The sequence below is a fragment of the Solicola gregarius genome, assembly GCF_025790165.1.
Lineage (GTDB): Bacteria > Actinomycetota > Actinomycetes > Propionibacteriales > Nocardioidaceae > Solicola > Solicola gregarius.
Map to the genome: position 1 here is coordinate 3,520,266 of NZ_CP094970.1, position 25,653 is coordinate 3,545,918.

The following is a 25,653-nucleotide window of genomic DNA, read 5'->3' on the forward strand; positions in this document are numbered from 1 at the left end:
CCGGCGTGTCGCAGCCCGAACGTCGGGCCCACGGCGGGGCGGGACCGTCGAGCCTGCCAGAATTCGCCCATGCGCGTACACATCGGCTCCGACCACGCGGGATTCGAGCTCAAGGCACGCCTGGTCGAACACCTGACGGCAGCCGGCCACGACGTGACCGACCACGGCGCGGACGCGTACGACGCGGACGACGACTACCCGCCGTTCTGCTTCGCGGCCGGTGAGGCCGTCGTCGCCGACCCCGGGAGCCTTGGCGTCGTGATCGGCGGCTCTGGCAACGGCGAGCAGATCGCTGCGAACAAGGTCCGCGGCGTGCGGGCGGCATTGGTGTGGAACGACGAGACCGCCGCTCTCGCCCGTGCGCACAACGACGCCAACGTCGTGTCCGTCGGCGGCCGGATGCACGATGCCGACGTGGCGATCCGCCTCGTCGAGACGTTCTTGGCGACGCCGTTCTCCGAGGAGGAGCGGCACAACCGTCGCATCCAGCTGCTCGCCGAGTACGAGAACGGTCGCTGAGGAGACAGGACGCGTGCCCGAGGGTCATACGCTGCACCGGCTCGCGAACGCGCTGGACGATGCGTTCGTCGGCAGCCGGGTGCGCGTGTCGAGTCCGCAGGGCCGCTTCGCGGAGTCGGCCGGACTGCTCGACGGCGCCGAGGTGGTGGGTTGCGAGGCGTACGGCAAGCACCTGTTCGTCGACTTCGATGCCGACCGTGTCATCCACGTCCATCTCGGCCTGATCGGCACGTTCGACCTCGGCTCGGGTCCGGGCGGCCTACCCCGCGGGGAGGTGCGCCTCCGCATCGCGTCGCCGCACGCGTACGCCGACCTGCGCGGCCCGACGGCGTGCGAGCTGTGGACCTGCGACCAGGTCGAGGCGCTGACCGGAAGGCTCGGCCCTGATCCGTTGCGCGACGACGCCGACCCCGATCGCGCGTGGCGGCGGATCGGCCGCTCCCGGGCGCCGCTCGCGACGCTGCTGATGGATCAGAGTGTCATCGCGGGAGTCGGCAACGTGTACCGCGCCGAGCTGCTGTTCCGGCATCGGCTCGACCCGTTCATGGAGGGCCGGCTGCTGCGGCGCCGCGAGTGGCAGGACATCTGGGACGACCTCTGTGCTCTGATGGGCGAGGGCGTCAAGACCGGCCGGATCGACACCGTCCGACCCGAGCACGAGCCGGAAGCGATGGGGCGCGAGCCGCGGGTCGACGACCACGGCGGCGAGGTGTACGTCTACCGGCGGACCGGCGCGCCATGTCACGTCTGCGGTACGCGCGTACGCCGCGAGGTGCATGCCTCCCGGAACCTGTTCTGGTGCCCGCGCTGCCAGCGCCGATCGCGCCGCAGACCGAAGTAGTGCTTTCGGGCTAGATCGCCCGATCACGCTCCCGGGGCGCTGCCGGGCGACTAGTCTCTCTGCTATGGCCGCGTATCCTGCCCGTACTGTGCTCTGGGCAAGTCCTTCAGCGATACGCTCTCGCATCCAGCAGTCGGTGGCGGCCAATCCGCGTCGCCAGTCGTTGGTGCTACTGGCCCTCTGCGCGGTCAATCTGGTGCTGACCGTCGCGGCACTCTACAACTACGACTTCTTCCCGCTCATCGTCTACGTCGTGCCGATGCTCTTCGCCAGCGTCATGCTGCAGTTCCGACCGTTCGCCCTGACAGTGCTGCTCCAGGTCTGCTGCGTTGCCGTGGTCATGGCATCTCTGGAGCAGACGCCGACCCGCGCCGTTGTGTGTGTCGTACTCGCGGCGATCGCCGCGATGCTGCTGACGGTGTCCGCCCGGGTCAAGGTGGGTCTGCCCGGATCGCTCGGCGAGTCGATGATCATCGACCTGCGCGACCGGTTGCTCGCCCAAGGTGAGCTACCCGCACTTCCGGCGAGCTGGTACGCGCAGTCCGCGCTCCGGTCCGCCGACGGCGCCCAGTTCGCCGGTGACTTCATGGTCGCGTCGCGTGCACCGGGCTCGGATCAGCTCGAGGTCGTCATGGTCGACGTGTCGGGTAAGGGCCTCAGCGCCGGTACGCGGGCACTACAGCTGTCCGGTGCTTTCGGTGGACTGCTCGGCGCGCTGCCGGCCGACGAGTTCCTCGGCGCGGCGAACGGCTATCTCCTGCGACAGGACTGGATCGAGGGCTTCGCGACCGCCGCGCACATGGTGATCGATCTCGAGACCGGCAACTTCGAGGTGCGAACGGCCGGTCATCCGCCGGGTCTGCAGTGGATCGCCGGGTCGAAGACGTGGATATCGCTTCCATCGGACGGTCCCGCGCTGGGTCTGATCGAGGACGCCCGGTTCAAGGCCGCGACCGGGTCGATCGGCTCGGGTGACGCGTTGCTGCTCTACACCGACGGGCTCGTCGAGTCGCCGTCGCAGGACTACCGGTTGGGCATCGACAAGCTGATCAACGAGGCCGAGCGGATGCTCGCGAGCGGCATCGACAACGGAGCCAGCCGGCTCCTGTCCCGCATCGGCACCACGCACGACGACCGCGCGCTGCTCGTACTCCACCGGCGATAGGGAGCTACGCAGGGCGCTTGGGTGCTCGCGCCCCGGCCGATGCGTAATCGGCCAGGAACGCGTCCACCCTCCGACGCTCGGCGCAGGCGGTCGTGATCTCCACGGACGCGGCGAGCGCGTTGCGGCGCGACCGTTCTGCGGCGTCGAAGACGGTGAGGCCGTGCACGATCGAGCTCGTGACTCCGCGCACCAGGCGAGCGGGAAGGAACGCCGGCCCGCGCCGCTCGCCGTTGGTACGTACGACCATGTGGCCCCACCGCCTCCGGATTCGACCGTCGAGTGGAGGACTCGACAGGTACGACGTTATGCGCGGCAGTCGACGTGCCCGTCACGCGCGCGTGACGTTCGTGTGAACGCGCGGCGCGCTGTGCCTCGGCGCTCGAGGGACGTACGTGGTCCCACCAGGTGAGAGGCGGTGCCGGTACCGCCACCTCGGGCATCGGTGCCTGCTATACCTGTCTGCCGGATCAGGGAGGCGGGACTTCAGCGTTGCGACAGGTGCTACTCGCGGGCTTGGCGCTCGGACTTGCCGCGACGCTGGTGACCCGGTGCGCGGGTGACGACGACTTCTGCGAGCTCGCGTCCGGCGATGGCCTGGCCGCCGGCGGGGTGAAGGCGGGCCGCGCGTACGCCGACGAGCGAGCCGACTATCGCGATCGTCTGGACCGGGCGGCCGAGAGCGCACCGGGTGCGATCGCGGACGACGTCGACACGATCCGAGACGCCATGAGCCGAGCTCGCAACCCGTCGCGGGTGTCGACGCGGCAGGTGGACGAAGCGTTCGCGGACATCGACGACTGGACGGCCGCGAACTGCTGAGTCGGCTCAGCGGCGTACTGGCCCACACCCACAGCGCACCTGGATCTCCCTACAGTGGGGCCGTGGACCTGAACGACTATCAGCGGGCAGCGCTGCGAACGGCCGCGCCGAGAGACAAACGGAACGAGCTGTTCCAGCTTCTGCTCGGGCTAGTCGGCGAGACGGGTGAGATCGCCGAGAAGGCCAAGAAGATCGTGCGCGACAAGGACAGCGACTTCTCCCAGTGGGACATCGACGATCTCGAGAAGGAACTCGGTGACACGCTGTGGTACGTCGCCGTCCTCGCGGACTACTTCGATATCTCGCTCGACAATGTCGCTCAGCGCAACATCGACAAGCTCGCCGGCCGTCACGACCGAGCGACGATCGGCGGCAGCGGCGACGACCGTTAGGTTTCCAAGCCTGCTCGATGCTCTGGCGCGGTTCACCGACGTTGACCGGCCGACCCGGTCAGAGGCGGGTGCAGGTTCCGTCCGGCTGGGCTGTCATCATTGGGGCCGCGTCCGTCCGAATCGATTGGGAGAGCCTCGTGGACTGGACTCTGGAAGTGGTGATCCTGCCCGTCCGTGACATCGAGCGTTCCGTCGCGTTCTACCGCGATCAGATCGGCTTCGATCTCGACCACCACACCGTCAATGAGCACATCAACGTGGCTCAGCTCACGCCGCGCGGCTCGGGTTGCTCGATCGTCGTCGGCAGCCTGCCATCGCAGCGTGAGATGGAGCCCGGCTCGATGAGGAACCTCCAGCTGTGCGTCGCCGATGCGACCGCCGCCCGAGCCGAGCTCGTCTCGAGGGGAGTCGACGCGAGCGAGGTCACCTCGTTCGGTGATCAGGACGGGACGACCTTCTTCGGATTCTCCGACCCCGACGGCAACACCTGGGCCGTCCAGGAGCTCAAGGTACGAGCGGAGAAGCCGCTCATCCCGGTCGACGCGCGAGGCCGGTTCGGCGCCGACCTGGACCTCACCGACGACGATTTCGCCTCGACCGACGACGGTCGTATCGGGCCTGCGCACTAGCGCACGACGTACGAAAACCCCAGGTCGGAGGATTTGCCTCCTGGCCTGGGGTTTCGTGGTGTGGAGCGGGTGACCGGGATCGAACCGGCACCACCAGCTTGGAAGGCTGGGGCTCTACCATTGAGCTACACCCGCGCGTTGCAATGCGCGCCCATCATGCCATGCAGCGCGGCGACCGATCCATTCGACCCGCGCACCGAACGTCAGCGTGTGCGCGGGTCGCTCGCGTACGTCGCGGGAGGTGTGCCGACCACGCGGGTGAACACCCGGGTGAGGTGCGCCTGGTCGCTGAACCCGAGCTCGGCGGCGAGGCCGGCCCAGTCGACGTCGTCGCCGTCGTGCACGGCTTGGGCGGCGTCGAGCAGCCGGAAGCGCTGGATCACCCACTTCGGGCCGATGCCGACGTACTCGGTGAACAGTCGTTGCATCGTACGCAGGCTCATGCCCGCGTGCGCGGCGAGCAGATCGGCACGCGTGAGGGAGGGTGTTCGCTCGGCGTAGGCCACCAGTGCCGTTGCCTCGTCGGCCGCGGGATCCGGCCGCGCGTTTCTGCCCTCGAGGTAGTCCTCGAGCGCGGCGCGCATGACCTGAGTATCCGAGGTCTCGAGAATCGCACGAGCGACCGGGCGGTCGTCGGTGCCGAAAAGGTCGCCAGCGGGCACGACGCGACCGGCGAGTGCGCCGACACTCGACCCGAGCAGCGGGCGAAAGCCACCGGCCTGGAACGCGACTCCGAGCACGTGTCCGTCGCCGCGCAGCGTACGAGCGAACGGGTCGCGGTTGATGCCGTGCACCAACAAGCGTCCGTCTTCGGCCGCGACGTGGATACGTGGCTGCGGCACGACCTGTTGCTCGTGTGGGTCGGGTGCGTGCCACCACACCAGCCAGAGGTAGTCGACGAACGGGGCGAGCGACGTACGCGGGTGCAGTCGCTCGACCTCGAACGTCGCCTCGGCCGCCTTCGGGCGGAGGATCGCCTGCGGCATGCCTCGGGGTTGGTCGCGCACGAGGTCGAGAATAGTTCGGCACGGTGACGCGATTGTTCAAGCCCGCGGCCGGACCCCGGCAATACGTTCGGGGCATGACGTACGCACACGAGGCAACGAGCAGATTCACGGTTGCGGCATGGTCGGAGGCCGCGTTCGTCGATATCGACGGAGAGGGCACGACCATGGGCGACGCCTACTACCCGAGTAGGGGCCTCAGCAAGGCGGACGTCACGTATTCGTACGCAGGGGAGATCGAGGGCACGAGCACGGTCGCGTACCTCATCTCGTACAAGGCGGGCGCGGCGCCGCTCTCCGGATTCGAGCGCTTCGAGGGAACCATCGGGGGACACGACGGGTCGTGCGTGCTGCGCCATACCGGCTCGCACACGGGCGAGGGAGTCGAGGCGCGAGTCGAGGTCGTGCCCGGTATGGGCACGGGAGGCCTCGTCGACCTGCGCGGCGAGGCGCAGCTTCGCATCGCGGGGCACAGCGACGACGGGTACGAGCTGGTGCTCACGTACGACCTCTGAGCGCCTGGCACGCAGCGACGCCGCGGCTGAGTCAGTCGATCAGGACGACCTCGCGGTCGCGTGAGTGCGGCTCCGACGGATCGCCGTCGATGCGTAGGTCCGCGCGCTCGCGCGTACCGTCGGCGGCGAACATCGCCACCTCCTGCACCGCCCAGCGTTCCCAATGGGGCCGGTAGGTCTCGCCGTCGCGGTCGATCCCGCGCGCCATGCGCACGTCGCGGGGCGCGTCGACCCAGGCGAGCATGGTCAGGAAGGGCGCGCAGGCGAGCGCGCCCGATCCGACACCCTCCACGATGAGCGCGTCCGTCGCCGGGACGTCGTGGCGCTCCGCCCACTCGCCGCGCTCCCAGTCCCATCGGTGGTACGCGGCGGGACCGCGGTCGCGCAGCGGGCGCAGGACGCCGTCGACCAGGAGACCGGGCGCGTCGGCCAGACCGTCCCATCCTGGGTAGATGTCGTCGAGGTGCACGACCGGGATCGGGGTGCCCGTACGGTCCGCGGCATTCGCGAGACGGGCGGCGAGCGAGGTCTTGCCGGACCCGCTGGGTCCGTCGACGGCGAGGACGCGGGTTCGTCCGGTGACGGGCGTACGACGGCGGAGCGCGGCGATGAGATCGTTGAGGGGGCGGATCGTCACCCGCGCAAGTCTGTCCCATCCTCGCCGAGGTACGCCGTCCGGCCACAAGAGCCATTGCTGGTGGCCGGAAGCCGTACCTCGGCGAGCGCGGCCCGGCGTACGTGCCGGTTCGCCCGTGAATTGCCCGGTCGACTAGACTCGACCGGGCGCTAGTGTGCGTCGACCGGGATGTGGCGCAGGTTGGTAGCGCGTCCGCTTTGGGAGCGGAAGGTCGCAGGTTCAAATCCTGTCATCCCGACGTTCATCGATGCAGATTCAAGAGGAGCCACCCAGCGTGAAGAGCGCCACCGAGACCCTGAGCCCGACCAGGGTCAAGCTGACCGTCGAGGTGCCCTTCGAGGAGCTCAAGCCGAGCCTCGACGCGGCGTACAAGCAGATCGGTCAGCAGATCAACATCCCCGGTTTCCGTCGGGGCAAGGTCCCACCGCAGATCGTCGATCAGCGGGTGGGCCGCGAATCGGTCCTCAACGAGGCCGTCAACGATGCGCTCCCCGGCCTGTACGGCAAGGCGCTCGAGGAGCACGAGCTGCAGCCGCTGGGCCAGCCGGAGGTCGACCTCACCAAGCTGGAGTACGGCGAGACGCTCGAGTTCACCGCAGAGCTCGACGTACGACCCGAGATCGAGCTCCCGACCTACGACGACCTCTCGGTGACCGTCGAGGACGCCGAGGTGTCCGACGACGACGTCCAGGAGCAGATCGACGGCCTGCGTGAGCGGTTCGCGACCTATCAGACCGTCGAGCGTGCGGTCGCCGACGGCGACTACGTCACGATCGACCTCTCGGCGTCCAAGGACGGCGAGAAGATCGAGGCCGCGCAGGCCGAGGGCATGTCGTACCAGGTCGGCACGGGCGAGATGCTCGACGGCCTCGACGAGGCGCTGACCGGACTCTCCGCCGGCGAGTCGGCGACCTTCGACACCGAGCTGGTCGGCGGCGAGCTCAAGGGTCAGGACGTCCAGGTCGAGGTCTCCGTCACGGAGGTCAAGGAGCAGGAGCTTCCCGAGTTCGACGACGAGTTCGCGCAGGAGGCGTCGCAGTTCGACACCGCCGACGAGCTGCGCGCCGACCTGCACGAGCGGGTCGTACGCGGCAAGCGAATGGAGCAGGCGAGCGAGGCGCGCGACCTGGTGCTCGAGGAGCTGCTGGAGCGAGTCGACATCCCGCTCCCGGAGGGTGTCGTCGAGGAGGAGATCAACGGCCGCCGCGAGCAGATCACCGAGCAGCTCACGTACGCCGGGATCACCATGGACGACTACCTCGAGTCGGAGGAGCAGACCGCCGACGAGTTCGAGGCGGACCTCGAGAAGCGCGTCCGCGACGCGCTCGCCGCGCAGTTCCTGCTCGACGAGATCTCCAGGAAGGCCGAGATCGGCATCGAGGAGTCCGAGCTGACCGAGCACATCCTGCGGCGCGCGCAGCAGTCCGGGGCCGACCCGCAGCAGTACGCGCAGCACATGATGGAGCACAACCACGTGCCCCAGATGGTCAGCGAGGTCATCCGCGGCAAGGCGCTCGCACAGATCGTCGAGGACGCCACCGTCACCGACAAGTCCGGCAACGCCGTCGATCTCAAGCGTCTGCAGGCCGACGGCACGCTCGCCGACGATGACGACGACGAGACCGCCGAAACCGCCGATGACGAAGAGCCGTCGGTCGACGCCGCGGCCAGCATCTGAGCCATCGCCGAATGTGACGCGCGTCGCGTAGGCGTGCGCTCACCTTCGGATACCGGCAGTATGTGGCCATGCCTCGCACGACCCATACGGCCGCCCTCGCGCTCGGGTACGCCGATCGCCTGGTCGTGTCGACGGCACGCGACGTGCACCGTGCCGTAGCGCGGCGCGCGTTCGGGGCGACGCGTCGCATCGGTGGGTCGCTTCCCGAGGCCGTCCACGATCGGGTCGCCGACCTCGCGTACGCGGGGGTGTCGCTCGGCGTACGTGGGTCGGGTCGGTTGCTCGAACGGGCGGCGGACCGCGGCATCGGTGCATCGCTCGAGGCCAGTACGACCGGCCGGTACGTCGTCTCGGCCGTCAACGCGCTCGTCGGGTCGGAGCTCGCCGAACGCGGCGACCGGCACGCCATCGAGATGGCCGTGCGAGTCGGCGGCCGTGACGTCGAGATCGAGGCCGAGTCGCTGCGCGCCGCGTACCCGCGCGCGACCGACCGGATCGCGATCTTCCTGCACGGGCTCGGCGAGAACGACGACTCGTGGCGGCTCGCGGAGCGGGCCGGCAGCGGCACGTACCCGTCTCGGGTCGAGGACGACACCGACTACACGCCGGTGCTCATCCGCTACAACACAGGTCTGAACGTGTCCGCCAACGGCGAGCTCCTGTCCGCGCTCGTCACGCGGCTGATCGATGCCTGGCCGGTCGCGGTCTCCCGGCTCGCGTTCGTCGGGCATTCGATGGGTGGGCTCGTCGCGCGTTCGGCCGGCAGCCATGGCGTCGCCGGAGGTACGGACTGGCCGCGACTCGTCCGACAGGTCGTCTGCCTCGGTACGCCCCATCTCGGGGCCCCGCTCGAGAAGGCCGTACATCTCGGGTCCCGTGCGCTGAGTGTCGTGCCCGAGACGGCGCCGTTCGGACGCATTCTCGATACCCGCTCGCCCGGAATCGTCGATCTCCGGCACGGCTACATCAGCCGCGAGGAGTGGTCCGGTCAGGACCTCACCCGGCGCTGGGGGCTCGACCGCCTGGCCGCAGCCCCGCTCCCGTACGCCGACTACCACTTCGTCGCCGCGACGATCGGGAACGCGCCCGGCCAGCCGGCAAGCAGGCTGTTCGGCGACCTGTTCGTCCGGCTGCCGTCCGCGCACGGGCGAAGTGCACGCGGAGGGTCGGTCGTACCCGGAGCACTGACCGATCATGTCGGCGGAGCCGACCATTTCGCACTGCTCAACTATCCCGAGGTCGCCGAGTGCCTCGTCGCCTGGTTCGACGAGTCGCGATCGTCGCTGCCCGCCGTACCCGCCGTACCGCCCACCACTGGAGGAGACCCATGACCGAGACGATCAGCGATGTGCTCGAGCTGAGTACGGACATCGACGCACCCGTCGACCGGGTCTGGCCGATCGTGTCGAATCTCAAGCGGATGGGGGAGTGGAGCCCTCAGTGTCGCAAGATGGTGGTGTTCGGCGAGGTACGCCAGGGCGCCCGGACGCTCAACCTGAACCGCAAGGGGATGCTGGTGTGGCCGACGAGCGCCAAGGTGGTGGCGTTGGCGCCGAAGGAGCGGATCGCGTTCCGGGTCAGCGAGAACAAGACGGTGTGGTCGTACACGGTGGAATCGACCGAGTCGGGTACGCGGGTGACCGAGCGACGCGAGGCGCCGAACGGGACGACGGGGTTCTCGCAGCTCTTCGTCCGGCTCTTCCTCGGCGGCAACGCCGGTCTCGAGAAGGACCTCATCCGTGGCATGGAGACGACCCTCGCGCGGATCAAGACCGAGGCCGAGCGCGGCTGACTCCTCGACATTTGGGCCCGAACGTCCCGTTCTGAACGACGAAACGGTGCGTTACGGACCAAATCTCGTGGAGGGAGAGCACCTAGACTCTTCGCCATGGCGAAGACGGTAGCGGAGCAGTTGGTCAAGCAGCTTCAAGATTCCGGCGTGCGACGGATCTACGGGATCGTCGGCGACAGTCTCAACCCGGTCGTCGACGCCGTACGCCGCACGGGCGGATCCGCCAAGGGCGGGATCGACTGGGTGCACACCCGACACGAGGAAGCCGCGGCTTTCGCGGCGGCGGCCGAGGCGCAGCTGACCGGCGAGCTCGCGGTCTGTGCGGGGTCGTGTGGCCCGGGCAACCTGCACCTGATCAACGGCCTGTACGACGCGCACCGCTCCGGCGCGCCCGTGCTCGCGATCGCGTCGCACATCCCCAGCTCGCAGATCGGCATGGGCTACTTCCAGGAGACACATCCGGAGCGGTTGTTCTTCGAGTGCTCGCACTACACCGAGCTGATCGGCCGTGCCGAACAAGCGCCACGGATCATCCAAGCCGCGATGCAGCACGCGATCACCCAGCGCGGGGTCTCGGTCGCGGTCCTGCCGGGCGACGTCGCGCAGCTCGACGCGAACGCCGACGCGCCCGCGTTGGTCGTACCTCGCCGCGCCTCGCTGCGGCCGCATCCGGACGACGTCACCGATCTCGCGGCCGCGATCAACAGGGCACGGTCGGTGGCGGTCTTCGCCGGCGCGGGTGTCGAGGGCGCGCACGACGAGGTCATCGAGCTCGCCGGCAAGATCGGCGCGCCGATCGGGCACTCGCTGCGGGGCAAGGAGTGGATCCAGTACGACAACCCGTACGACGTCGGCATGACGGGCCTGCTCGGGTACGGCGCGGCGCATGCCGGAATGCACGGTGCCGACCTGCTGCTCATGCTGGGCACCGACTTCCCCTACGACCAGTTCCTGCCCGATGACGTCTCCACGGCGCAGGTCGACCGTGCACCCGAACGACTGGGCCGGCGTACGAGCCTCGACCTGGCCGTCAACGCCGACGTGTTGCCGACGATGGAGGCGTTGCTGCCGCTCGTCGACCAGAAGCAGAACCGTTCGTTCCTCGACACGATGTTGAAGAAGCACGACGACCTGATGCACAAGGTCGTCGGCGCGTACACCAAGAAGGTCGAGGACAAGACGCCGATCCACCCGGAGTACGCCGCGTCGGTGCTCGATCGCGTGGCGGCCGAGGATGCCGTGTTCACCGCAGACACCGGCATGTGCAACGTGTGGGTGGCCCGGTACCTCAACCCGAACGGGCGGCGCCGGTTCCTCAGCTCTGCGCTGCACGGGTCGATGGCGAACGCTCTCCCGCACGCCATCGGCGCGGCGACGGCGCAACCCGGACGGCAGGTGGTCTCCGTGTCCGGCGACGGCGGGCTGTCGATGCTGCTCGGCGAGCTGGTGACGCTGGCGATGTACGACCTGCCCGTCAAGGTGGTGCTGTTCAACAACTCCACGCTCGGCATGGTCAAGCTGGAGATGCTCGTCGACGGGCTGCCCGACTACGGCGTCGACGTACCTGAGACCAACTACGCCGCCGTCGCGGCCGCACTCGGCATCTGGTCGCGACGAGTCGAGCGCCCGGCCGACATCGAGGGTGCGCTCAGCGATGCGCTCGCCCACGAGGGTCCCGCGCTCGTCGACCTCGTCACCGACCCGCTGGCACTGTCGATCCCGCCGATGATCAAGGGCGAGCAGATCTCCGGGTTCGCGCTCGCGGTCTCGAAGATGGTCATGAACGGCGGCGTCGGCGAGGCCGTCGCGATGGCGCGATCGAACATCCGCAACATCCCGCGACCGTAGCCCCTGCGCAAACGCGGACGCGGGTCGGCGCCGGATCCGCTACGCTCACCAGATCGCTCTTCAGATCAACTCAGAACGCACCGCCGATGGCGTCATCGACCGCTCGTTCACGGTCGGGGACGTCCCTGGCGTGCTCTGGTCGCCGACGTCTCCAGCACCCGGCGCGGCACTGGTGCTCCTGGGCCACGGTGGGGGTCTGCACAAGCGCTCCGCCGGTCTGGTGTCGAGGGCTCAGGCGTTGGTCACCCGCTACGGCTTCCACGCCGCCGCTATCGACGCACCGGGCCACGGTGAGCGGCCACGCTCCACGACCGACCAGCAGTGGGTCGACTCGATGCTCGCCGCGCGGGCGGCAGGCGAGTCGCTCGCGCCGTCCATCACGGCCTACAACGGCTCGCTGGCCGAGCGGGCCGTGCCCGAATGGCAGGCGACGATCGACGCTCTCCAGACGCTCCCCGAGATCGGCACCACGAGCAGCATCGGGTATTCCGGCATGACACTCGCAAGCGCGATCGGTATACCGCTCGTCGCGACCGACTCGCGGATCACGGCAGCGATCTTCGGTGGCGTGTTCGTGTACGACGCGATCCTCGATGCCGCGCGCAAGATCACGGTTCCCCTCGAGTTCCTGCTGCCGTGGGACGACCCCGAGATCGATCGCGACTCCGGTCTCGCCGTGTTCGACGCATTCGGGTCCGCAGAGAAGACCTTGCTCGCGTTCCCCGGCAGCCACTTCCGCGTACCGGCAGGGCGGCTCGACACGCGGTTCTTCCCACGTGAGCTGGCGTCCGACCGGCCCGAGGCATGAACCCGTCCGCGGCCGTACGTGCGCCCTGAGCGAACAACCCCCGGTCCCGCGTGGTTCCGTCGCCCGCCTTCGCTAGGGTCGATTGCGTGAACACGACGCAGAACGACTCGCACGCGAGCCCCCGTATGGCAGGTGAGGCCGCCAACCTCGGCCTCGACGACCACATCTACCAGCGCCTGCTCAAGGAGCGCATCGTCTTCCTCGGCGCCGAGGTACGTGACCAGAACGCCAACGCGATCTGTGCGCAGATGCTGCTGCTCAATGCAGAGGATCCCAAGACCGACATCCGGCTGTACATCAACTCGCCCGGCGGTTCCGTCGACTCCGGCATGGCGATCTACGACACCATGCAGTTCATCTCCAACGATGTCGTCACGGTCGGCATGGGCCTCGCCGCCTCGATGGGGCAGTTCCTGCTTGCCGCCGGCACGAAGGGCAAGCGGTACGCGCTCCCGCACGCGCGGATCATGATGCACCAGCCGTCGGGAGGCCTCGGTGGCTCGGCGTCCGACATCAAGATCCAGGCCGAGCAGAGCCTGCTGCTCAAGAAGCAGCTGAACGAGCTCCAGTCCCAGCACACCGGCCAGTCGGTCGAGCAGATCGAGACCGACTCCGACCGCGACCGCTGGTTCACCGCCGAGCAGGCGCTCGATTACGGCTTCATCGACCATGTGGTCCAGCAGGCGGGCGACGTGGCGGGAGGTGCCAACGAATGACCGCCGCCGACATCCGAACCCTCGCATCCGCTTCTACCCCAGGACCAGCGATGAACGACATGCCTCTGCACCAGCAGACCGCACCGAACATGAACTACTACATCCCACAGTGGGAAGAGCGCACGTCGTACGGCTTCCGCCGGATCGACCCGTACGCCAAGCTGTTCGAGGACCGCATCGTCTTCCTCGGCACGCCGATCAGCGACGAGGTGTCCAACGCCGTGATGGCGCAGCTGCTGTGCCTGCAGTCGATGGACCCCGACCGCGACATCCAGATCTACATCAACAGCCCGGGCGGGTCGTTCACCGCGTTGACCGCGATCTACGACACGATGCGCTACCTCAAGCCCGACATCCAGACGGTGTGCCTCGGCCAGGCGGCGTCGGCGGCGGCGATCCTGCTCGCGGCCGGCACGCCCGGCAAGCGGATGGCGCTGCCGAACAGCCGGATCCTGATCCACCAGCCCTACACCGAGGGCACGTACGGCCAGAGCTCCGACCTCGAGATCCAGGCCAACGAGATCATCCGGATGCGCGAGCTGCTCGAGCAGATGATCGCCGACAACTCCGGCAAGCCGGTCGAGGAGGTCAGCCGCGACGTCGAGCGCGACAAGATCCTGACGGCCGAGCAGGCGGTCGAGTACGGCCTGGTCGACCAGGTGCTCGGCACGCTGAAGACGCCCGCGGTCTGATCGAGAAGGCGTTCAGCCCGCAGTGTCCGCGCTCTCGCGTACGCTGCGGGCAGCACCTCCAGGGCGTGTACGGGACACGCGCTAGAAACCTGACGTTTGACCCGGGAGCGGGTAACGTCGAGCCAGAAGCCCCGCGCGCCACTCGTGCGCGGGAAATCGATCGGAAGGACGCGGCGACGTGGCACGCATCGGTGACGGCGGAGACCTGCTGAAGTGCTCGTTCTGTGGCAAGAGCCAGAAGCAGGTCAAGAAGCTGATCGCCGGGCCCGGCGTCTACATCTGCGACGAATGCATCGACCTCTGCAACGAGATCATCGAAGAGGAGCTGTCCGAGGGCGCGGAGGCGGGCCTCGAGGAGCTGCCCAAGCCGCGCGAGATCTATGAGTTCCTGAACGGCTACGTGATCGGTCAGGATTCCGCGAAGAAGTCGCTCTCGGTCGCCGTCTACAACCACTACAAGCGGGTGCAGGCCGGTGTCGCCGCCGGTCGTCACACCCGCGACGAAGGCGTCGAGCTGCAGAAGTCCAACATCTTGCTGATCGGCCCCACTGGCTGCGGCAAGACGTACCTCGCGCAGACGCTCGCGCGGATGCTCAACGTGCCGTTCGCCATCGCCGACGCCACCGCGCTCACCGAGGCCGGGTACGTCGGTGAGGACGTCGAGAACATCCTGCTCAAGCTCATCCAGGCCGCCGACTACGACGTCAAGAAGGCCGAGAAGGGCATCATCTACATCGACGAGGTCGACAAGATCGCCCGCAAGAGCGAGAACCCGTCGATCACCCGCGATGTCTCCGGCGAGGGCGTGCAGCAGGCGCTGCTGAAGATCCTGGAGGGCACGACCGCGTCGGTGCCTCCGCAGGGCGGCCGCAAGCACCCGCACCAGGAGTTCATCCAGATCGACACGACGAACGTCCTGTTCATCGTCGGCGGCGCGTTCGCAGGGCTCGAGCAGCTGATCGAGCAGCGCAGCGGCAAGATGTCGCTCGGTTTCAACGTCGACGTCGAGGAGCTCGTGAAGACCGAGCCCGCCAAGATCTTCTCCCAGGTGATGCCCGAGGACCTCCTCAAGTTCGGGCTCATCCCGGAGTTCATCGGCCGCCTCCCGGTGATCGCCACGGTCGACCAGCTCGATCAGGAGGCGCTCGTCGAGATCCTCACCGAGCCGCGCAACGCGCTCACCAAGCAGTACGCCAAGCTGTTCGAGATCGACAACGTCGAGCTGGAGTTCACCGAGGACGCCGTCGAGGCGATGGCCGACCTCGCGCTGCTGCGCGGCACGGGTGCACGCGGGCTGCGGGCGATCATCGAAGAGGTGCTGCTGAACGTCATGTACGACGTGCCGAGCCGCGACGACGTCGCGAAGGTCGTCGTCACCCGCGAGACCGTCGAAGACAACGTCAACCCCACGCTCGTACATCATGAGCCCGCCGAGCGTCGCGAGAAGGCGTCCTAAGGGTCGTGCCCTACGACGTGACACTGCTCGGCGCGACTGGCTTCGCGGGCGGGCTGACGGCGAAGTATCTCGCTGCGCATGCACCCGACGACATCCGGTGGGCGATCGCCGGCCGCAACCCGGGCGCGTTGGAGTCGTTGCAGTCCGAGCTCGCGAAGGTCGGCAGCGCGCCCGACGTCGTACCCGTCGACATCTCCGACGCGGCATCGGTACGCTCCGCGGCCGAGCAGACCAGGGTCCTCGCCACGACGGTCGGCCCGTACGTGGAGCATGGCGAACCCGTCGTCGCCGCATGCGCGGAGGCGGGCACGACGTACTGCGACCTGACCGGCGAGTCGGAGTTCGTCGACCGGATGTGGCTGCGCTATGACGCCCTCGCCCGGCGTACGGGCGCCCGGCTGGTGCACGCCTGCGGGTACGACTCCGTGCCGCACGACCTCGGCGTGCTGTACACCGTCTCCCAGCTCCCCGACGACGTGCCGATCACCGTGCGCGGTTACGTGACCGCGTCCGCGGGCTTCTCCGGCGGTACGTACCACTCGGCGATCCGCGGCATGTCGCGCGTACGCCGGTCGGCCGGTCTGGGCGACGAGCGACGCAAGCGGGAGGCTCGGCCCGCCGACCGACGCGTACGCGCCCTCCCATCGCGACCCGCACGCGGTCCCGGTGGGCGCGGGTGGGCGTTGCCGATGCCGACGATCGACCCGGCCATCGTCCGTCGGTCTGCGCGGGCGCTGGACGCGTACGGGCCCGACTTCCGCTACGGGCAGTACGCGTTGTTCAAGCGGCTCGCCATGGCGGCGGGCACGACCGCGGGCCTCGGTGGGCTGCTCGTCGCGTCCCAGGTCCCGCCGCTACGCGACGCGTTGCTGCGTTTCAAGCAACCGGGCGACGGGCCGAGCGAGGAGCAGCGGTCGCGGTCATGGTTCCGGATCCAGTTCGTCGCCGAGGCCGATGGCGTGTCGATCGAGACCCAGGTGTCGGGCGGCGATCCCGGCTACGACGAGACCGCACGCATCCTCGGTGAGTCGGCGCTGTGCCTCGCGCTCGACGATCTGCCCGAACGCTCCGGGCAGCTGACGACGGCGGTCGCGATGGGCGAGCACCTGCTGCGCCGCCTCGACTTCGCCGAAACCCTCGACCCTGCTCGCTGAGCAGGATTCCGTCCTCCGCGAGCCTGGGGTTGCGTACGCAGGGGCGCATGTATATTGCCGTGTGGCGCATCCGCACGCGGGGGCACGAGCATGGCGTGGGTGCGATGGGGTAGTGACCGTTTCGCAAGCCGGAGGCGCTCCGGCCAAACGCCGAAGAGGGGCACCACCGTGTCACAGCGACGCGCCGGTACTCGTACGTCCCGCCATATCGTCGCCGTCGCGTCGGCGACGGCGCTGATCGCTGGCCTTGCCGGAGCGACGCCGCTCACGGCCGCCGCCTCCTCCGACCCCACCTTCGACGACGCCAACGGATTCCGTGCCGGCGACTACGTCGTCGTCATGGCAGGAGAGCCGGCGGCGGCGTACGCGGGTGGTGCCGACGGATACCGCCGGACCGCCGCGCGTGGCCGGCAGACGTACGACTCGTCGACCCGCGCCGCGGAGCGCTACACCGCCCACCTGCGCGACCGGCAGGACGAGGCGGTCGCGTCCGTCGGCGCCGACGCGTTCTACAACTACACGACCGCGCTCAACGGCTTCGCCGCAGAGCTGACCGCCGATCAGGCGGCCCAGCTCGCCCATCGCTCGGACGTGCTCGCCGTCGTCAAGGACGACATCCGCAAGCTCGACACCTGGCACACGCCCGACCTGCTCAAGCTGAGCGGATCGGGTGGTGTCTGGCGCCGGCTCGGGGGAGGGAGCGCGAAGGACGGAGCCGGCAAGGGCACGGTCATCGGGATCGTCGACAGCGGGGTCGACTCCGACAGCGCGTCGTTCGCCGCGACCGGCGGTCACGTCTCGGATCGGTGGAACGGCGTCTGCGCCGAGAGTGAGGACGACGACCCGGGCGCCGACTTCGAGTGCAACGACAAGCTGATCGGCGGCCGCTACTTCCACGAGGGCTACGGCGAGGTGTACGACGGCGAGTTCCTCTCGCCCGAAGACCTCGGCGGCCACGGCAGCCACACGGCATCGACGGCGGCCGGCAACAGCGGCGTCGCGGCATCTTCCGGCGGCATCGACTTCGGCGAGATCTCCGGCATGGCGCCGGCCGCGAAGGTCGCGTCGTACAAGGTGTGCTGGGAAGAAGAGGATCCCGAGGCCGGCGGGTGCACGGGCAGCGACTCCGTCGCGGCGGTCGACGCCGCGGTCAAGGACGGCGTCGACGCCATCAACTACTCGATCTCGGGCGCGCTCGACAACCCGGTCGACCCGGTCGAGCTCGCGTTCATGTACGCCGCCGACGCCGGTGTATTCGTCTCGACCTCTGCCGGCAACAGCGGTCCGGACATCACGACCGTCGCGCATCCGAGCCCGTGGCTCACGACCGTCGCCAACGCCACGCACTACCTCTACGAGGGCACCCTCGAAGTTCGGCAACGGACACGCGTACGTCGGTGCCTCGGTCAGCACCCAGGACGTACCTGAGGCGCCGGTCGTGACGTCTCGATCGGCGAAGGCGTCCGATGCGAGCGACGAGGACGCGGCGCTCTGCCTGCCCGACACGCTCGATACGGCCGCGGCGGAGGGCAAGATCGTGGTCTGCGATCGAGGCGAGAACGCCCGCGTCGAGAAGAGCCAGGTCGTGGCCGATGCGGGCGGCGTCGGCGCCGTCATCACGAACGTGCCCGGCAGTGCCGACGACACCGTCGCCGACATGCACCCGATCCCGACGATCCACCTACGCGCGGAGTTCCGCGACGACGTGTACGCCGACGCGGCTCGCGACGGCGCGGCGGCCGCGATCCAGGCCCGCGTGAACAAGGGCACGACGACCACGCCGCCGCCGGCGATCAACAGCGGCTCGAGCCGAGGGCCGTCGCTGGCCGCCGAAGGCGACCTGCTGAAGCCCGATATCGCCGCGCCGGGCACCGACGTACTCGCGGCGGTTGCGCCGGAACGCAACAACGACGAGGACTTCGCGCTCTACACCGGCACGTCGATGTCGTCGCCGCACATCGCCGGGCTGGCGTTGCTGTTCAAGCAGAAGTACCCGGACTGGTCGCCGATGGAGATCAAGTCGGCGATGATGACCACCGCGCGGGACCTCAACGGCGACCGCAGCCCGTTCAGCCAGGGCGCCGGGTTCGTGACGCCGCGACGGTTCTTCGATCCCGGCCTCGTCCTCGACAGCGACTTCGACGACTGGACCGCGTACCTCGCCGGTCAGGGTGTCACGTACGCCGATGGCACACCGATCTCGGACACTAGGCGCAAGGCGTCCAATACCAATACGCCGTCGATCGCGATCAACAACTTCGCCGGTCGCGAGGCGGTCACCCGTACGGTCACGAACGTCGACGACTCCGCCTCGACGTACACCGTGGACACCCGTGGCCTGAAGGGCATCAAGGTCACGGCAACGCCGGCGTCGTTCACCATCGCACCCGGCGCGACGCAGCGCGTACGCCTGAAGTTCGAGCGTAGGAAGGCGGCGTTGGGCGCGTACGTGAGCGGCAACGTCGTGTTCGCGGACGGCTCACATCGGGTTCGGGTGCCCGTCGTCGCCAAGCCGTCTGCACTGCAGGCACCGGATTCGGTACGCGTCGCGACGAGCACGTTGGTCACGACGGTCGCCGGCGTACGCGGCACGCTCGCGCCGCGGGTTCGTGGCCTCGTGCCGGCGCGTGACACCGCCGGCGAGGCGGAGAGCACCGAGCGGGGAGACTTCGACCCGAACGACGAGCGCAACTACGTGCAGACCATCACCGCAACCGAGGCCACGAAGGCGATGCGATTTGAGACGATCCCGGACTTTGCGGCCGACGACCTGGACCTTTACGTGTACGGCCCCGACGGCAAGCCGGTCGCCGAGTCGGCCACCGGCGGGTCCGACGAGTCGGCGACCGTCGCCAAACCGAAGGCGGGCAAGTACTACGTGTTCGTGCAGGCGTGGTCGACGCACGGCGACGCGGCCAAGACGTCGTTCACGCTGCGCTCGTACAACGTCGGCTCTCAGGCGAACGGCAACCTGGCGATCAGGCCGAAGAAGCAGCAGGTGGGCCTCGCCGAGACGAGTTCCTGGCGGTTGCGTGCGGCGAAGCTGGCCAAGGGCACCTCGTACCTCGGCGTGATCGACTGGCAGAAGGCCGGGGCGAGCGAGGCGCTCGCCAAGACGTACGTCACCGCCCAACGCTGAGGAGAGGATTCTGGCCCTGTGAGGAGAGAAATCCGGCCCGGCAGCCGGGCCGGATTTCTCTCCTCACAGGGCCAGAATCCTCTCCTCAGCGTTACTGGGCGAGGGTGGCCTCGACCGCCAGGCTCTCCGCGGACTCGTCGGCCTCCGTCGTCAGCGTGCCTGTGACCCGACCCGCCGCGCGTACGTCGTCGAGGGTCCGGCCGAGCAGGTCGAGCCGCTCCTTCGGACCGCGTACGGTCACGGCGGTCACCTCGGTCTTCATGCCGACCTTCGCGTTCGACTTCGCGCCGCGCAGGCCGGCGAGCACCTCGCCGGCGGCCGCCAGCGCATCGGGGTTGTGGGGTACGACGGCCACGTCGTCCTCCGGATGCGGCCAGCGCGCACGGTGGATCGAGCCCCGCTGCCACCACGACCACACCTCTTCGGTGACGTACGGCAGGAACGGCGCGAGCAGCCGCAGCTGGACCGAGAGCGCGATCGCCAGCGCAGCCTTGGCGGAGGCCGTCTCCTCGTCGGACCCGCGACCGTACGCACGCTCCTTGACCAGCTCGAGGTAGTCGTCGCAGAAGGTCCAGAAGAACCGCTCCGCCGACTCCAGTGCCGCGGTGTAGTCATAGCGCTCGAGCGCGTCCGTCGCCTCCTCGACGATCTGGCGAAGCCGGCGCAGCATCGCGAGGTCGAGCGGTTCGGTGACCAGTCGTGGATCGGCGTCCTCTAATGTCGCGCCGATACCGAACGTGTCGGTGGCGAGCACGAACCGGCTCGCATTGAGCACCTTCATCGCCAGTCGGCGCCCGACCTTCATCTGCTGCTCGTCGAACGGCGAGTCTGCGCCCGGCCGCGCCATCGCGGCACGCCAGCGCACGGCGTCGGAGCCGAACTTGTCGAGGATCTCGTTGGGCACGACCACGTTGCCCTTCGACTTGCTCATCTTCTTGCGGTCGGGGTCGACGACGAAGCCCGAGATCGCGGCGTACGCCCAGGGCGCGCAGTCGTGCTCGAGGTGGGAGCGGACGACCGTCGAGAACAGCCAGGTACGGATGATGTCGTGCGCCTGTGGGCGCAGGTCCATCGGGAACGTACGCGCGAAGAGGTCCTCGTCGTGCACCCAGCCGCAGGCGATCTGCGGCGACAGGGACGACGTCGCCCAGGTGTCGAGGATGTCCGGGTCGCCGACGAAGCCGCCGGGCTCGCCTCGCTGTGCCTCGTCGAAGCCCTTCGGAGCCTGCGACGCGGGGTCGATCGGCAGCTCGGACTCGTCGGGCACGATCGGGTTGTCGTAGTCGAGCTCGCCCGCGTCGTCGAGGCGGAACCACACCGGGATCGCGACACCGTAGAACCGCTGCCGGGATACCAGCCAGTCGCCGTTGAGGCCGTCGATCCAGTTGGTGTAGCGGTGCTTCATGTACTCCGGGACCCAGCCGATGTCGGAGCCGCGCGCGACGAGATGGCCGCGGAGCTCGGGGTCTCGGCCGCCGTTCTTGATGTACCACTGACGGGTCGAGACGATCTCGAGCGGCTTCTCGCCCCGCTCGTAGAAGTTGGCCATCCGCTCGGTGGGCTTGGGTTCGCCGTCGAGGTCACCGCTCTCGCGCAGCGCCGCGACCATCGCCTCGCGGGCCGAGAACACCGTCTTGCCGGCGAGCTCCTCGTACCGCGTGCGACCGGTCTCGCTCTCGATCCAGTCGGGGGTGTCGCGCAGCAGCCTGCCGTCACGACCGATGATCGTGCGGTTGGGCAGGTCGAGCTCTCGCCACCACTGCACGTCGGTGAGATCGCCGAACGTACAGCACATGGCGATGCCGGCGCCCTTGTCCATCTCGGCGGCGTGGTGGGCGACGACCGGGACCTCGACATCGAACAGTGGCGATCGCACCGTACTGCCGAGGATGCCCTGGTAGCGCTCGTCCTCCGGGTGCGCGATGAGCGCGACACACGCGGCGACGAGCTCCGGACGCGTCGTCTCGACGTAGAGCGGGCCGTCGGCGCCGTGGTACGCGATGCGGTGGAAGGCGCCAGGGTATTCGCGCGCCTCGACCTCGGCCTGGGCGACGGCCGTCTGGAAGGTGACGTCCCACAGGGTCGGTGCGTCCTGCTGGTACGCCTCGTTACGCGACAGATTGCGCAGGAACGCCCGCTGCGATGTCGCCCGGGCCGTGTCGCCGACGGTCGTGTACGTCTGGGACCAGTCGACCGAGAGCCCGAGCGTGCGCCAGAGGTCCTCGAAGACCTTCTCGTCCTCGATCACCAGCCGGTTGCACAGCTCGATGAAGTTGCGCCGGCTGATCGGGACCTGCCGCTTCGGGTCGGGCTTCTCCGGCGGCGTGAACTCGGGGTCGTACGCCAACGACGGGTCGCATCGCACGCCGTAGTAGTTCTGTACGCGGCGCTCGGTGGGGAGCCCGTTGTCGTCCCACCCCATCGGGTAGAAGACCTCGCGACCGCGCATCCGCTGGAACCGCGCGATCGCGTCGGTGTGGGTGTAGGAGAACACGTGCCCGACGTGCAGCGACCCGGACACCGTCGGTGGAGGGGTGTCGATCGAGTAGATCTCGGTACGCTGCTTGCTGCGATCGAACGCATACGTGCCCTGCTCGGCCCAGGCCTTCGACCACTTGGCCTCGAGGCCCTCAAGAGCGGGCTTTTCGGGAACACTCGTCATAGCCCACCATCCTAGGGTTTCGCCCCCGGCGCGCGCAGTCCGGTTGTCTCTACGGAGCCGACGCGCGAGTTTTGCCACGCCGACACATGGAGGCGGTGATGGCGTGGGCCGACTCGCCGTGAGGCGGGGCGTGTCGGCGGACAAGCCACGCGTGTCAGCTCCGTTTGGTGTTCGCCGCCCGCGGTATATCGGTGGATTTGTCGGTGGGACCCGCGATGATAGGGGTGTGACTGATACCTCCGTCGGCGTACGCCCTCTCGTCGGCCGCAGCGGTGAGCTCACTCGGCTCGCCGGTCTCACGGGTGTTTCCGGCGGCGGCGCGCGCGGCGGAGCCGTTCTGCTGGCCGGCGACGCCGGCGTGGGCAAGACCCGGCTCCTCGGCGAGCTCGTCGAGCGCGCCCGTGACGCCGACCGCTGCGTACTCGTCGGGCACTGCCTCGACTTCGGCGACAGCGCACTGCCGTACCTTCCGTTCACCGAGGTGTTCGGCGAGCTCGCCGCGAGCGAGCCCGAGGTGATCGCCGAGCTCGCCGAGGAGCTGCCCGCCGTACGCCGGCTGCTGCCGCATCAGCGGGTGATGACCGGCGAGCACGAGGACGTCACCCATCTCGACCGCAGCGAGCTGTTCGAGGCGGTCTATCGGGCGCTCGACCGCCTCGCCGCGGCGCGCCCCCTGCTGGTCGTGGTCGAAGACGTGCACTGGGCCGACTCGTCGACCCGCGAGCTGCTCACCTTCCTGTTCACGCGCACGTTCGCAGCGCCGGTCGCGATCGTCGCGTCGTACCGCAGCGACGATCTGCACCGGCGCCATCCGCTCCGCCGGCTGGTCGCCGAATGGTCGCGCCTCGCCGGCGTCACCCGGTTCAACCTCACGGGTCTCGGCGACGCCGACGTGCGCTCGCTCGTCCGTACGCTGCACCCCGACCCGATGCCCGAGTCGGACGTCAACACCATCATCGCCAGAGCCGAGGGCAACGCGTTCTTCACCGAAGAGCTCGTCGGTGCCGCCGAGTTCGGCCGCGGCACGATGCCCGACGACCTTGCGGAGCTGATGCTGATCCGCCTCGACCGCCTCGACGACGATGCGCGTACGGCGGTGCGCGCATCGGCCGGGGCGGGCAGGCGCGTCTCGTACGCCTTGCTCTCGCGGGTGACCGACCTGGAGCCCGAGCGGCTCGACGTCGCGCTTCGCCAGGCGGTCGAGCACAACGTGCTCGTGCAGGCGGGCGACGGATACGCGTTCCGGCATGCCCTGCTCGGCGAGGCCGTCTACGAAGACCTGCTTCCGGGCGAGCGCGTACGCCTGCACGCCCGGTACGCGGAGGCGCTGCGAAGCCGCGAGGTCGGCGGCACGGCGGCCGACCTCGCCCGCCACGCGCGAGCGGCCCACGACGTCGAGACCGCCCTGCGCGCCAGCATCGAGGCGGGCGACGACGCCATGTCGGTCGGTGGGCCGGAGGAGGCCGCTCAGCACTACGAGACCGCGCTCGAGCTCCTCGCGCACCTCGACGAGTCCACCCTCGACTCCGCGCTCGACGTCGACCCGGTCGACCTGACGGTCAAGGCGGGCGACGCGATCACGGTGGCCGGCAGCCCGCATCGCGCGGTCGGGGTCGTACGCGAGCAGCTGCTCCAACGCGACTCCACCCTCGAGGAGTCCGACCGCGTGCGCTTGCTCGTCGCGCTGGTGCGGGCGGCGTTCGTCAGCGAGACCGATGTCGACGTCCTGCCGTTGACCACCGAGGCGCTGTCCCTCGTGTCGACGGAGCCGACGCCGCTGCGGGCGCAGGTGCTCGGAGTCCATGCCCTCGCCAACGTCGAGCGTCAGCGCGATGACGAGGCGGTTCGCTGGGCCGAGGAGGCGATCCGGATCGGCAACGAGCTTGGCCTACCGCAGGTCGTTGCCGATGCTCGGACGACGATCGGACGACTCGATGCGCGCATCGGCGACCCCGAGAGCTCGAAGCGCACGTTGCGCAGTGTGATCGAGCATGCCCGCGAGACCGACAACCTGGTCGGCGAGATGAAGGGGCTGCACCAGCTGGGCAGCGTGCACCATGAGGCGGGTGAGTTCGACGACGCGCTCGCCACGTACATCGCCGCGTACGAGACCGCGCGCGACGCGGGTCGGCCGTGGGCTCCGTACGGATTCGACGGGCGGGTGCTGGCGGCGCTCACGGCGTACATCGCGGGCGACTGGGACCACGTCAAGCGGATCACGGACGTGCGCGGCGAGTCGCCGCCACCGCTCGCCGAGGCGAATCTCGCGGCGATCGGCATGCTCGTGGCGGCGGGGCGCGGCCACGCCAAGGCGCTCGACCTCTCGCCGAGCATCCGGCCCTGGTGGTTCCGCGACGGCATGATCGCCGTGCAGTGCGGTGGTGCCGAGATCGACCTCCAAGGGGACCGCGGCGACGTCGATGCCGCGATCGAGACGTACGAGGACATCGCGAAGGCGGTCACCAGCCTGCAGTGGGTCTGGTTCCCCGCGCGGGTCCGGCTGAGCGCCCTCCTGCTCGGTCAGCTCGCGAACCACGCCTCCGGCATGCCGGAGGGCGAGCGGCAGAAGACGGACAGTCGCATCGACCAGCTGATCGCCTCGGCCGACGACGTGATGCGCGAGTCGCGAGAGCGGCGGCGGCCGATGGGCCCCGAAGGTATGGCGTGGCACGCGCGGGTGCAGGCCGAGGCGTTGCGACTGCGCTGGCTGCTCGGAGTCGACCCGCCAGCCGAGGACGAGCTCGTGGCGTCCTGGGAAGCCGCGGTCGCGTCGTTCGAGGAGTTCGGGCATGTCTTCGAGCTGGCCCGCTCGCGTACCCGGCTGGCGTCGGTGCTCCGTGCCGTCGGGCGGCGTACGGATGCCCGCCAGCTTGCCGACGCCGCCCGTGACGTCGCGACCGCGCTGCGGGCCGAACCGCTGCTCGTCGAGCTCCGCGCGATCGGGTCGACCGGACACCGCGGGCCGTCGACAGACGTCACGCTGACGCCCCGCGAGCAGGAGATCCTCGCGCTCGTCGCGCAGGGCCGCAGCAATGCCGAGATCGGGCGTCAGCTCTACATCAGCGCCAAGACCGTGAGCGTGCACGTGTCGAACATCCTGTCCAAGCTCGGCGCGAGCAGCCGCACCGAGGCGGCGGCACTCGCGCGTACGCAGGGCCTACTGCCCTGACGGTCCCGCGCGCCCGCG

The 25,653-nt window shown here is 69.1% G+C and carries 23 protein-coding genes and 2 tRNA genes; 20 read left to right on the plus strand and 5 right to left on the minus strand.

Annotated elements, in window-relative coordinates; translation table 11 throughout:
- Positions 1-69: 69 nt before the first annotated feature.
- From L0C25_RS17310 to L0C25_RS17320, 3 genes are all read left to right on the plus strand, one after another.
- Complete coding sequence (locus tag L0C25_RS17310) at positions 70-519, plus strand: ribose-5-phosphate isomerase (RefSeq protein ID WP_271632944.1); 450 nt, start codon at positions 70-72, stop codon at positions 517-519.
- Between the two features lie 13 nt (positions 520-532).
- Positions 533-1,360 (plus strand): Fpg/Nei family DNA glycosylase, encoded by an 828-nt coding sequence (locus L0C25_RS17315; protein WP_271632946.1) that lies wholly within the window; start codon positions 533-535, stop codon positions 1,358-1,360.
- 136 nt (positions 1,361-1,496) lie between these two features.
- Entirely contained in the window at positions 1,497-2,525 is a 1,029-nt protein-coding gene (locus L0C25_RS17320; protein ID WP_271632947.1) for a PP2C family protein-serine/threonine phosphatase, read from the plus strand.
- A gap of 4 nt (positions 2,526-2,529) precedes the next feature.
- Here the strand turns inward: L0C25_RS17320 and L0C25_RS17325 are convergent, their stop codons facing one another.
- The gene (locus tag L0C25_RS17325; protein ID WP_271632948.1) at positions 2,530-2,772 is read right to left on the minus strand and encodes a hypothetical protein; all 243 of its coding nucleotides are present in this window, start codon (positions 2,770-2,772) and stop codon (positions 2,530-2,532) included.
- 242 nt (positions 2,773-3,014) lie between these two features.
- Between L0C25_RS17325 and L0C25_RS17330 the strand changes: the two genes are divergently transcribed.
- The 3 genes from L0C25_RS17330 to L0C25_RS17340 all read left to right on the plus strand — a co-directional run bounded on the left by L0C25_RS17330 (position 3,015) and on the right by L0C25_RS17340 (position 4,365).
- Positions 3,015-3,344 (plus strand): hypothetical protein, encoded by a 330-nt coding sequence (locus L0C25_RS17330; RefSeq protein ID WP_271632949.1) that lies wholly within the window; start codon positions 3,015-3,017, stop codon positions 3,342-3,344.
- A gap of 62 nt (positions 3,345-3,406) precedes the next feature.
- Positions 3,407-3,736 carry a nucleoside triphosphate pyrophosphohydrolase family protein gene (locus tag L0C25_RS17335; RefSeq protein WP_271632951.1) on the plus strand — a complete coding sequence of 110 codons (330 nt, stop codon included), beginning with the start codon at positions 3,407-3,409 and terminating at the stop codon, positions 3,734-3,736.
- A gap of 137 nt (positions 3,737-3,873) precedes the next feature.
- On the plus strand, positions 3,874-4,365 hold the full coding sequence (locus L0C25_RS17340; protein ID WP_271632952.1) for a VOC family protein: 492 nt from the start codon (positions 3,874-3,876) through the stop codon (positions 4,363-4,365).
- 61 nt (positions 4,366-4,426) lie between these two features.
- Here L0C25_RS17340 and L0C25_RS17345 read toward each other — a convergent pair.
- Both L0C25_RS17345 and L0C25_RS17350 read right to left on the minus strand, forming a co-directional pair.
- A tRNA-Gly gene (locus L0C25_RS17345) sits at positions 4,427-4,500 on the minus strand.
- A 68-nt stretch (positions 4,501-4,568) separates the two neighbouring features.
- The gene (locus L0C25_RS17350; protein ID WP_271632953.1) at positions 4,569-5,372 is read right to left on the minus strand and encodes a helix-turn-helix domain-containing protein; all 804 of its coding nucleotides are present in this window, start codon (positions 5,370-5,372) and stop codon (positions 4,569-4,571) included.
- A 74-nt stretch (positions 5,373-5,446) separates the two neighbouring features.
- Between L0C25_RS17350 and L0C25_RS17355 the strand changes: the two genes are divergently transcribed.
- A complete protein-coding gene (locus L0C25_RS17355; protein ID WP_271632954.1) occupies positions 5,447-5,884 on the plus strand; it encodes a DUF3224 domain-containing protein in 438 nt (145 codons plus the stop codon).
- Between the two features lie 31 nt (positions 5,885-5,915).
- Here the strand turns inward: L0C25_RS17355 and L0C25_RS17360 are convergent, their stop codons facing one another.
- Entirely contained in the window at positions 5,916-6,521 is a 606-nt protein-coding gene (locus tag L0C25_RS17360; RefSeq protein ID WP_271632955.1) for a nucleoside/nucleotide kinase family protein, read from the minus strand.
- Positions 6,522-6,685: 164 nt separating this feature from the next.
- Between L0C25_RS17360 and L0C25_RS17365 the strand changes: the two genes are divergently transcribed.
- The 12 genes from L0C25_RS17365 to L0C25_RS17420 all read left to right on the plus strand — a co-directional run bounded on the left by L0C25_RS17365 (position 6,686) and on the right by L0C25_RS17420 (position 19,804).
- Positions 6,686-6,759: transfer RNA gene (locus tag L0C25_RS17365), tRNA-Pro, on the plus strand.
- Positions 6,760-6,795: 36 nt separating this feature from the next.
- Positions 6,796-8,199, plus strand: coding sequence for a trigger factor (gene tig, locus L0C25_RS17370; RefSeq protein WP_271632956.1), 1,404 nt, complete (start codon positions 6,796-6,798; stop codon positions 8,197-8,199).
- A gap of 68 nt (positions 8,200-8,267) precedes the next feature.
- A complete protein-coding gene (locus L0C25_RS17375) occupies positions 8,268-9,530 on the plus strand; it encodes an esterase/lipase family protein (RefSeq protein WP_271632957.1) in 1,263 nt (420 codons plus the stop codon).
- On the plus strand, positions 9,527-9,991 hold the full coding sequence (locus tag L0C25_RS17380; protein WP_271632958.1) for an SRPBCC family protein: 465 nt from the start codon (positions 9,527-9,529) through the stop codon (positions 9,989-9,991). The genes L0C25_RS17375 and L0C25_RS17380 overlap by 4 nt, the downstream gene beginning before the upstream one ends.
- A gap of 96 nt (positions 9,992-10,087) precedes the next feature.
- Complete coding sequence (locus L0C25_RS17385) at positions 10,088-11,839, plus strand: pyruvate dehydrogenase (RefSeq protein WP_271632959.1); 1,752 nt, start codon at positions 10,088-10,090, stop codon at positions 11,837-11,839.
- A gap of 130 nt (positions 11,840-11,969) precedes the next feature.
- A complete protein-coding gene (locus L0C25_RS17390; protein WP_271632960.1) occupies positions 11,970-12,647 on the plus strand; it encodes a dienelactone hydrolase family protein in 678 nt (225 codons plus the stop codon).
- Positions 12,648-12,733: 86 nt separating this feature from the next.
- Positions 12,734-13,363 carry an ATP-dependent Clp protease proteolytic subunit gene (locus L0C25_RS17395; RefSeq protein ID WP_271632961.1) on the plus strand — a complete coding sequence of 210 codons (630 nt, stop codon included), beginning with the start codon at positions 12,734-12,736 and terminating at the stop codon, positions 13,361-13,363.
- Between the two features lie 50 nt (positions 13,364-13,413).
- Complete coding sequence (locus L0C25_RS17400; RefSeq protein ID WP_271632962.1) at positions 13,414-14,055, plus strand: ATP-dependent Clp protease proteolytic subunit; 642 nt, start codon at positions 13,414-13,416, stop codon at positions 14,053-14,055.
- Between the two features lie 178 nt (positions 14,056-14,233).
- The gene (gene clpX / locus L0C25_RS17405) at positions 14,234-15,511 is read left to right on the plus strand and encodes an ATP-dependent Clp protease ATP-binding subunit ClpX (protein WP_271632963.1); all 1,278 of its coding nucleotides are present in this window, start codon (positions 14,234-14,236) and stop codon (positions 15,509-15,511) included.
- A 5-nt stretch (positions 15,512-15,516) separates the two neighbouring features.
- Positions 15,517-16,665 (plus strand): saccharopine dehydrogenase family protein, encoded by a 1,149-nt coding sequence (locus L0C25_RS17410; protein ID WP_271632964.1) that lies wholly within the window; start codon positions 15,517-15,519, stop codon positions 16,663-16,665.
- Positions 16,666-16,833: 168 nt separating this feature from the next.
- Positions 16,834-18,093 carry a S8 family serine peptidase gene (locus tag L0C25_RS17415; protein WP_271632965.1) on the plus strand — a complete coding sequence of 420 codons (1,260 nt, stop codon included), beginning with the start codon at positions 16,834-16,836 and terminating at the stop codon, positions 18,091-18,093.
- 10 nt (positions 18,094-18,103) lie between these two features.
- Positions 18,104-19,804 carry a S8 family serine peptidase gene (locus L0C25_RS17420; protein WP_271632966.1) on the plus strand — a complete coding sequence of 567 codons (1,701 nt, stop codon included), beginning with the start codon at positions 18,104-18,106 and terminating at the stop codon, positions 19,802-19,804.
- 91 nt (positions 19,805-19,895) lie between these two features.
- On the opposite strand, the gene valS is transcribed toward L0C25_RS17420, so the two are convergent.
- A complete protein-coding gene (valS, locus tag L0C25_RS17425; protein WP_271632967.1) occupies positions 19,896-22,466 on the minus strand; it encodes a valine--tRNA ligase in 2,571 nt (856 codons plus the stop codon).
- 226 nt (positions 22,467-22,692) lie between these two features.
- On the opposite strand from valS, the gene L0C25_RS17430 reads away from it, so the two are divergent.
- Entirely contained in the window at positions 22,693-25,635 is a 2,943-nt protein-coding gene (locus L0C25_RS17430) for a helix-turn-helix transcriptional regulator (RefSeq protein WP_271632968.1), read from the plus strand.
- Positions 25,636-25,653: the final 18 nt, after the last annotated feature.

What these genes read in the sequence shown, in the direction of transcription:
- L0C25_RS17355 (WP_271632954.1), top strand. Translation starts at nt 5,447, where the DNA reads ATGACGTACGCACACGAGGCAACGAGCAGATTCACGGTTGCGGCATGG.
- L0C25_RS17325 (WP_271632948.1), bottom strand. Translation starts at nt 2,772, where the DNA reads ATGGTCGTACGTACCAACGGCGAGCGGCGCGGGCCGGCGTTCCTTCCC.
- L0C25_RS17310 (WP_271632944.1), top strand. Translation starts at nt 70, where the DNA reads ATGCGCGTACACATCGGCTCCGACCACGCGGGATTCGAGCTCAAGGCA.
- L0C25_RS17380 (WP_271632958.1), top strand. Translation starts at nt 9,527, where the DNA reads ATGACCGAGACGATCAGCGATGTGCTCGAGCTGAGTACGGACATCGAC.
- L0C25_RS17385 (WP_271632959.1), top strand. Translation starts at nt 10,088, where the DNA reads ATGGCGAAGACGGTAGCGGAGCAGTTGGTCAAGCAGCTTCAAGATTCC.
- L0C25_RS17400 (WP_271632962.1), top strand. Translation starts at nt 13,414, where the DNA reads ATGAACGACATGCCTCTGCACCAGCAGACCGCACCGAACATGAACTAC.
- valS (WP_271632967.1), bottom strand. Translation starts at nt 22,466, where the DNA reads ATGACGAGTGTTCCCGAAAAGCCCGCTCTTGAGGGCCTCGAGGCCAAG.
- L0C25_RS17375 (WP_271632957.1), top strand. Translation starts at nt 8,268, where the DNA reads ATGCCTCGCACGACCCATACGGCCGCCCTCGCGCTCGGGTACGCCGAT.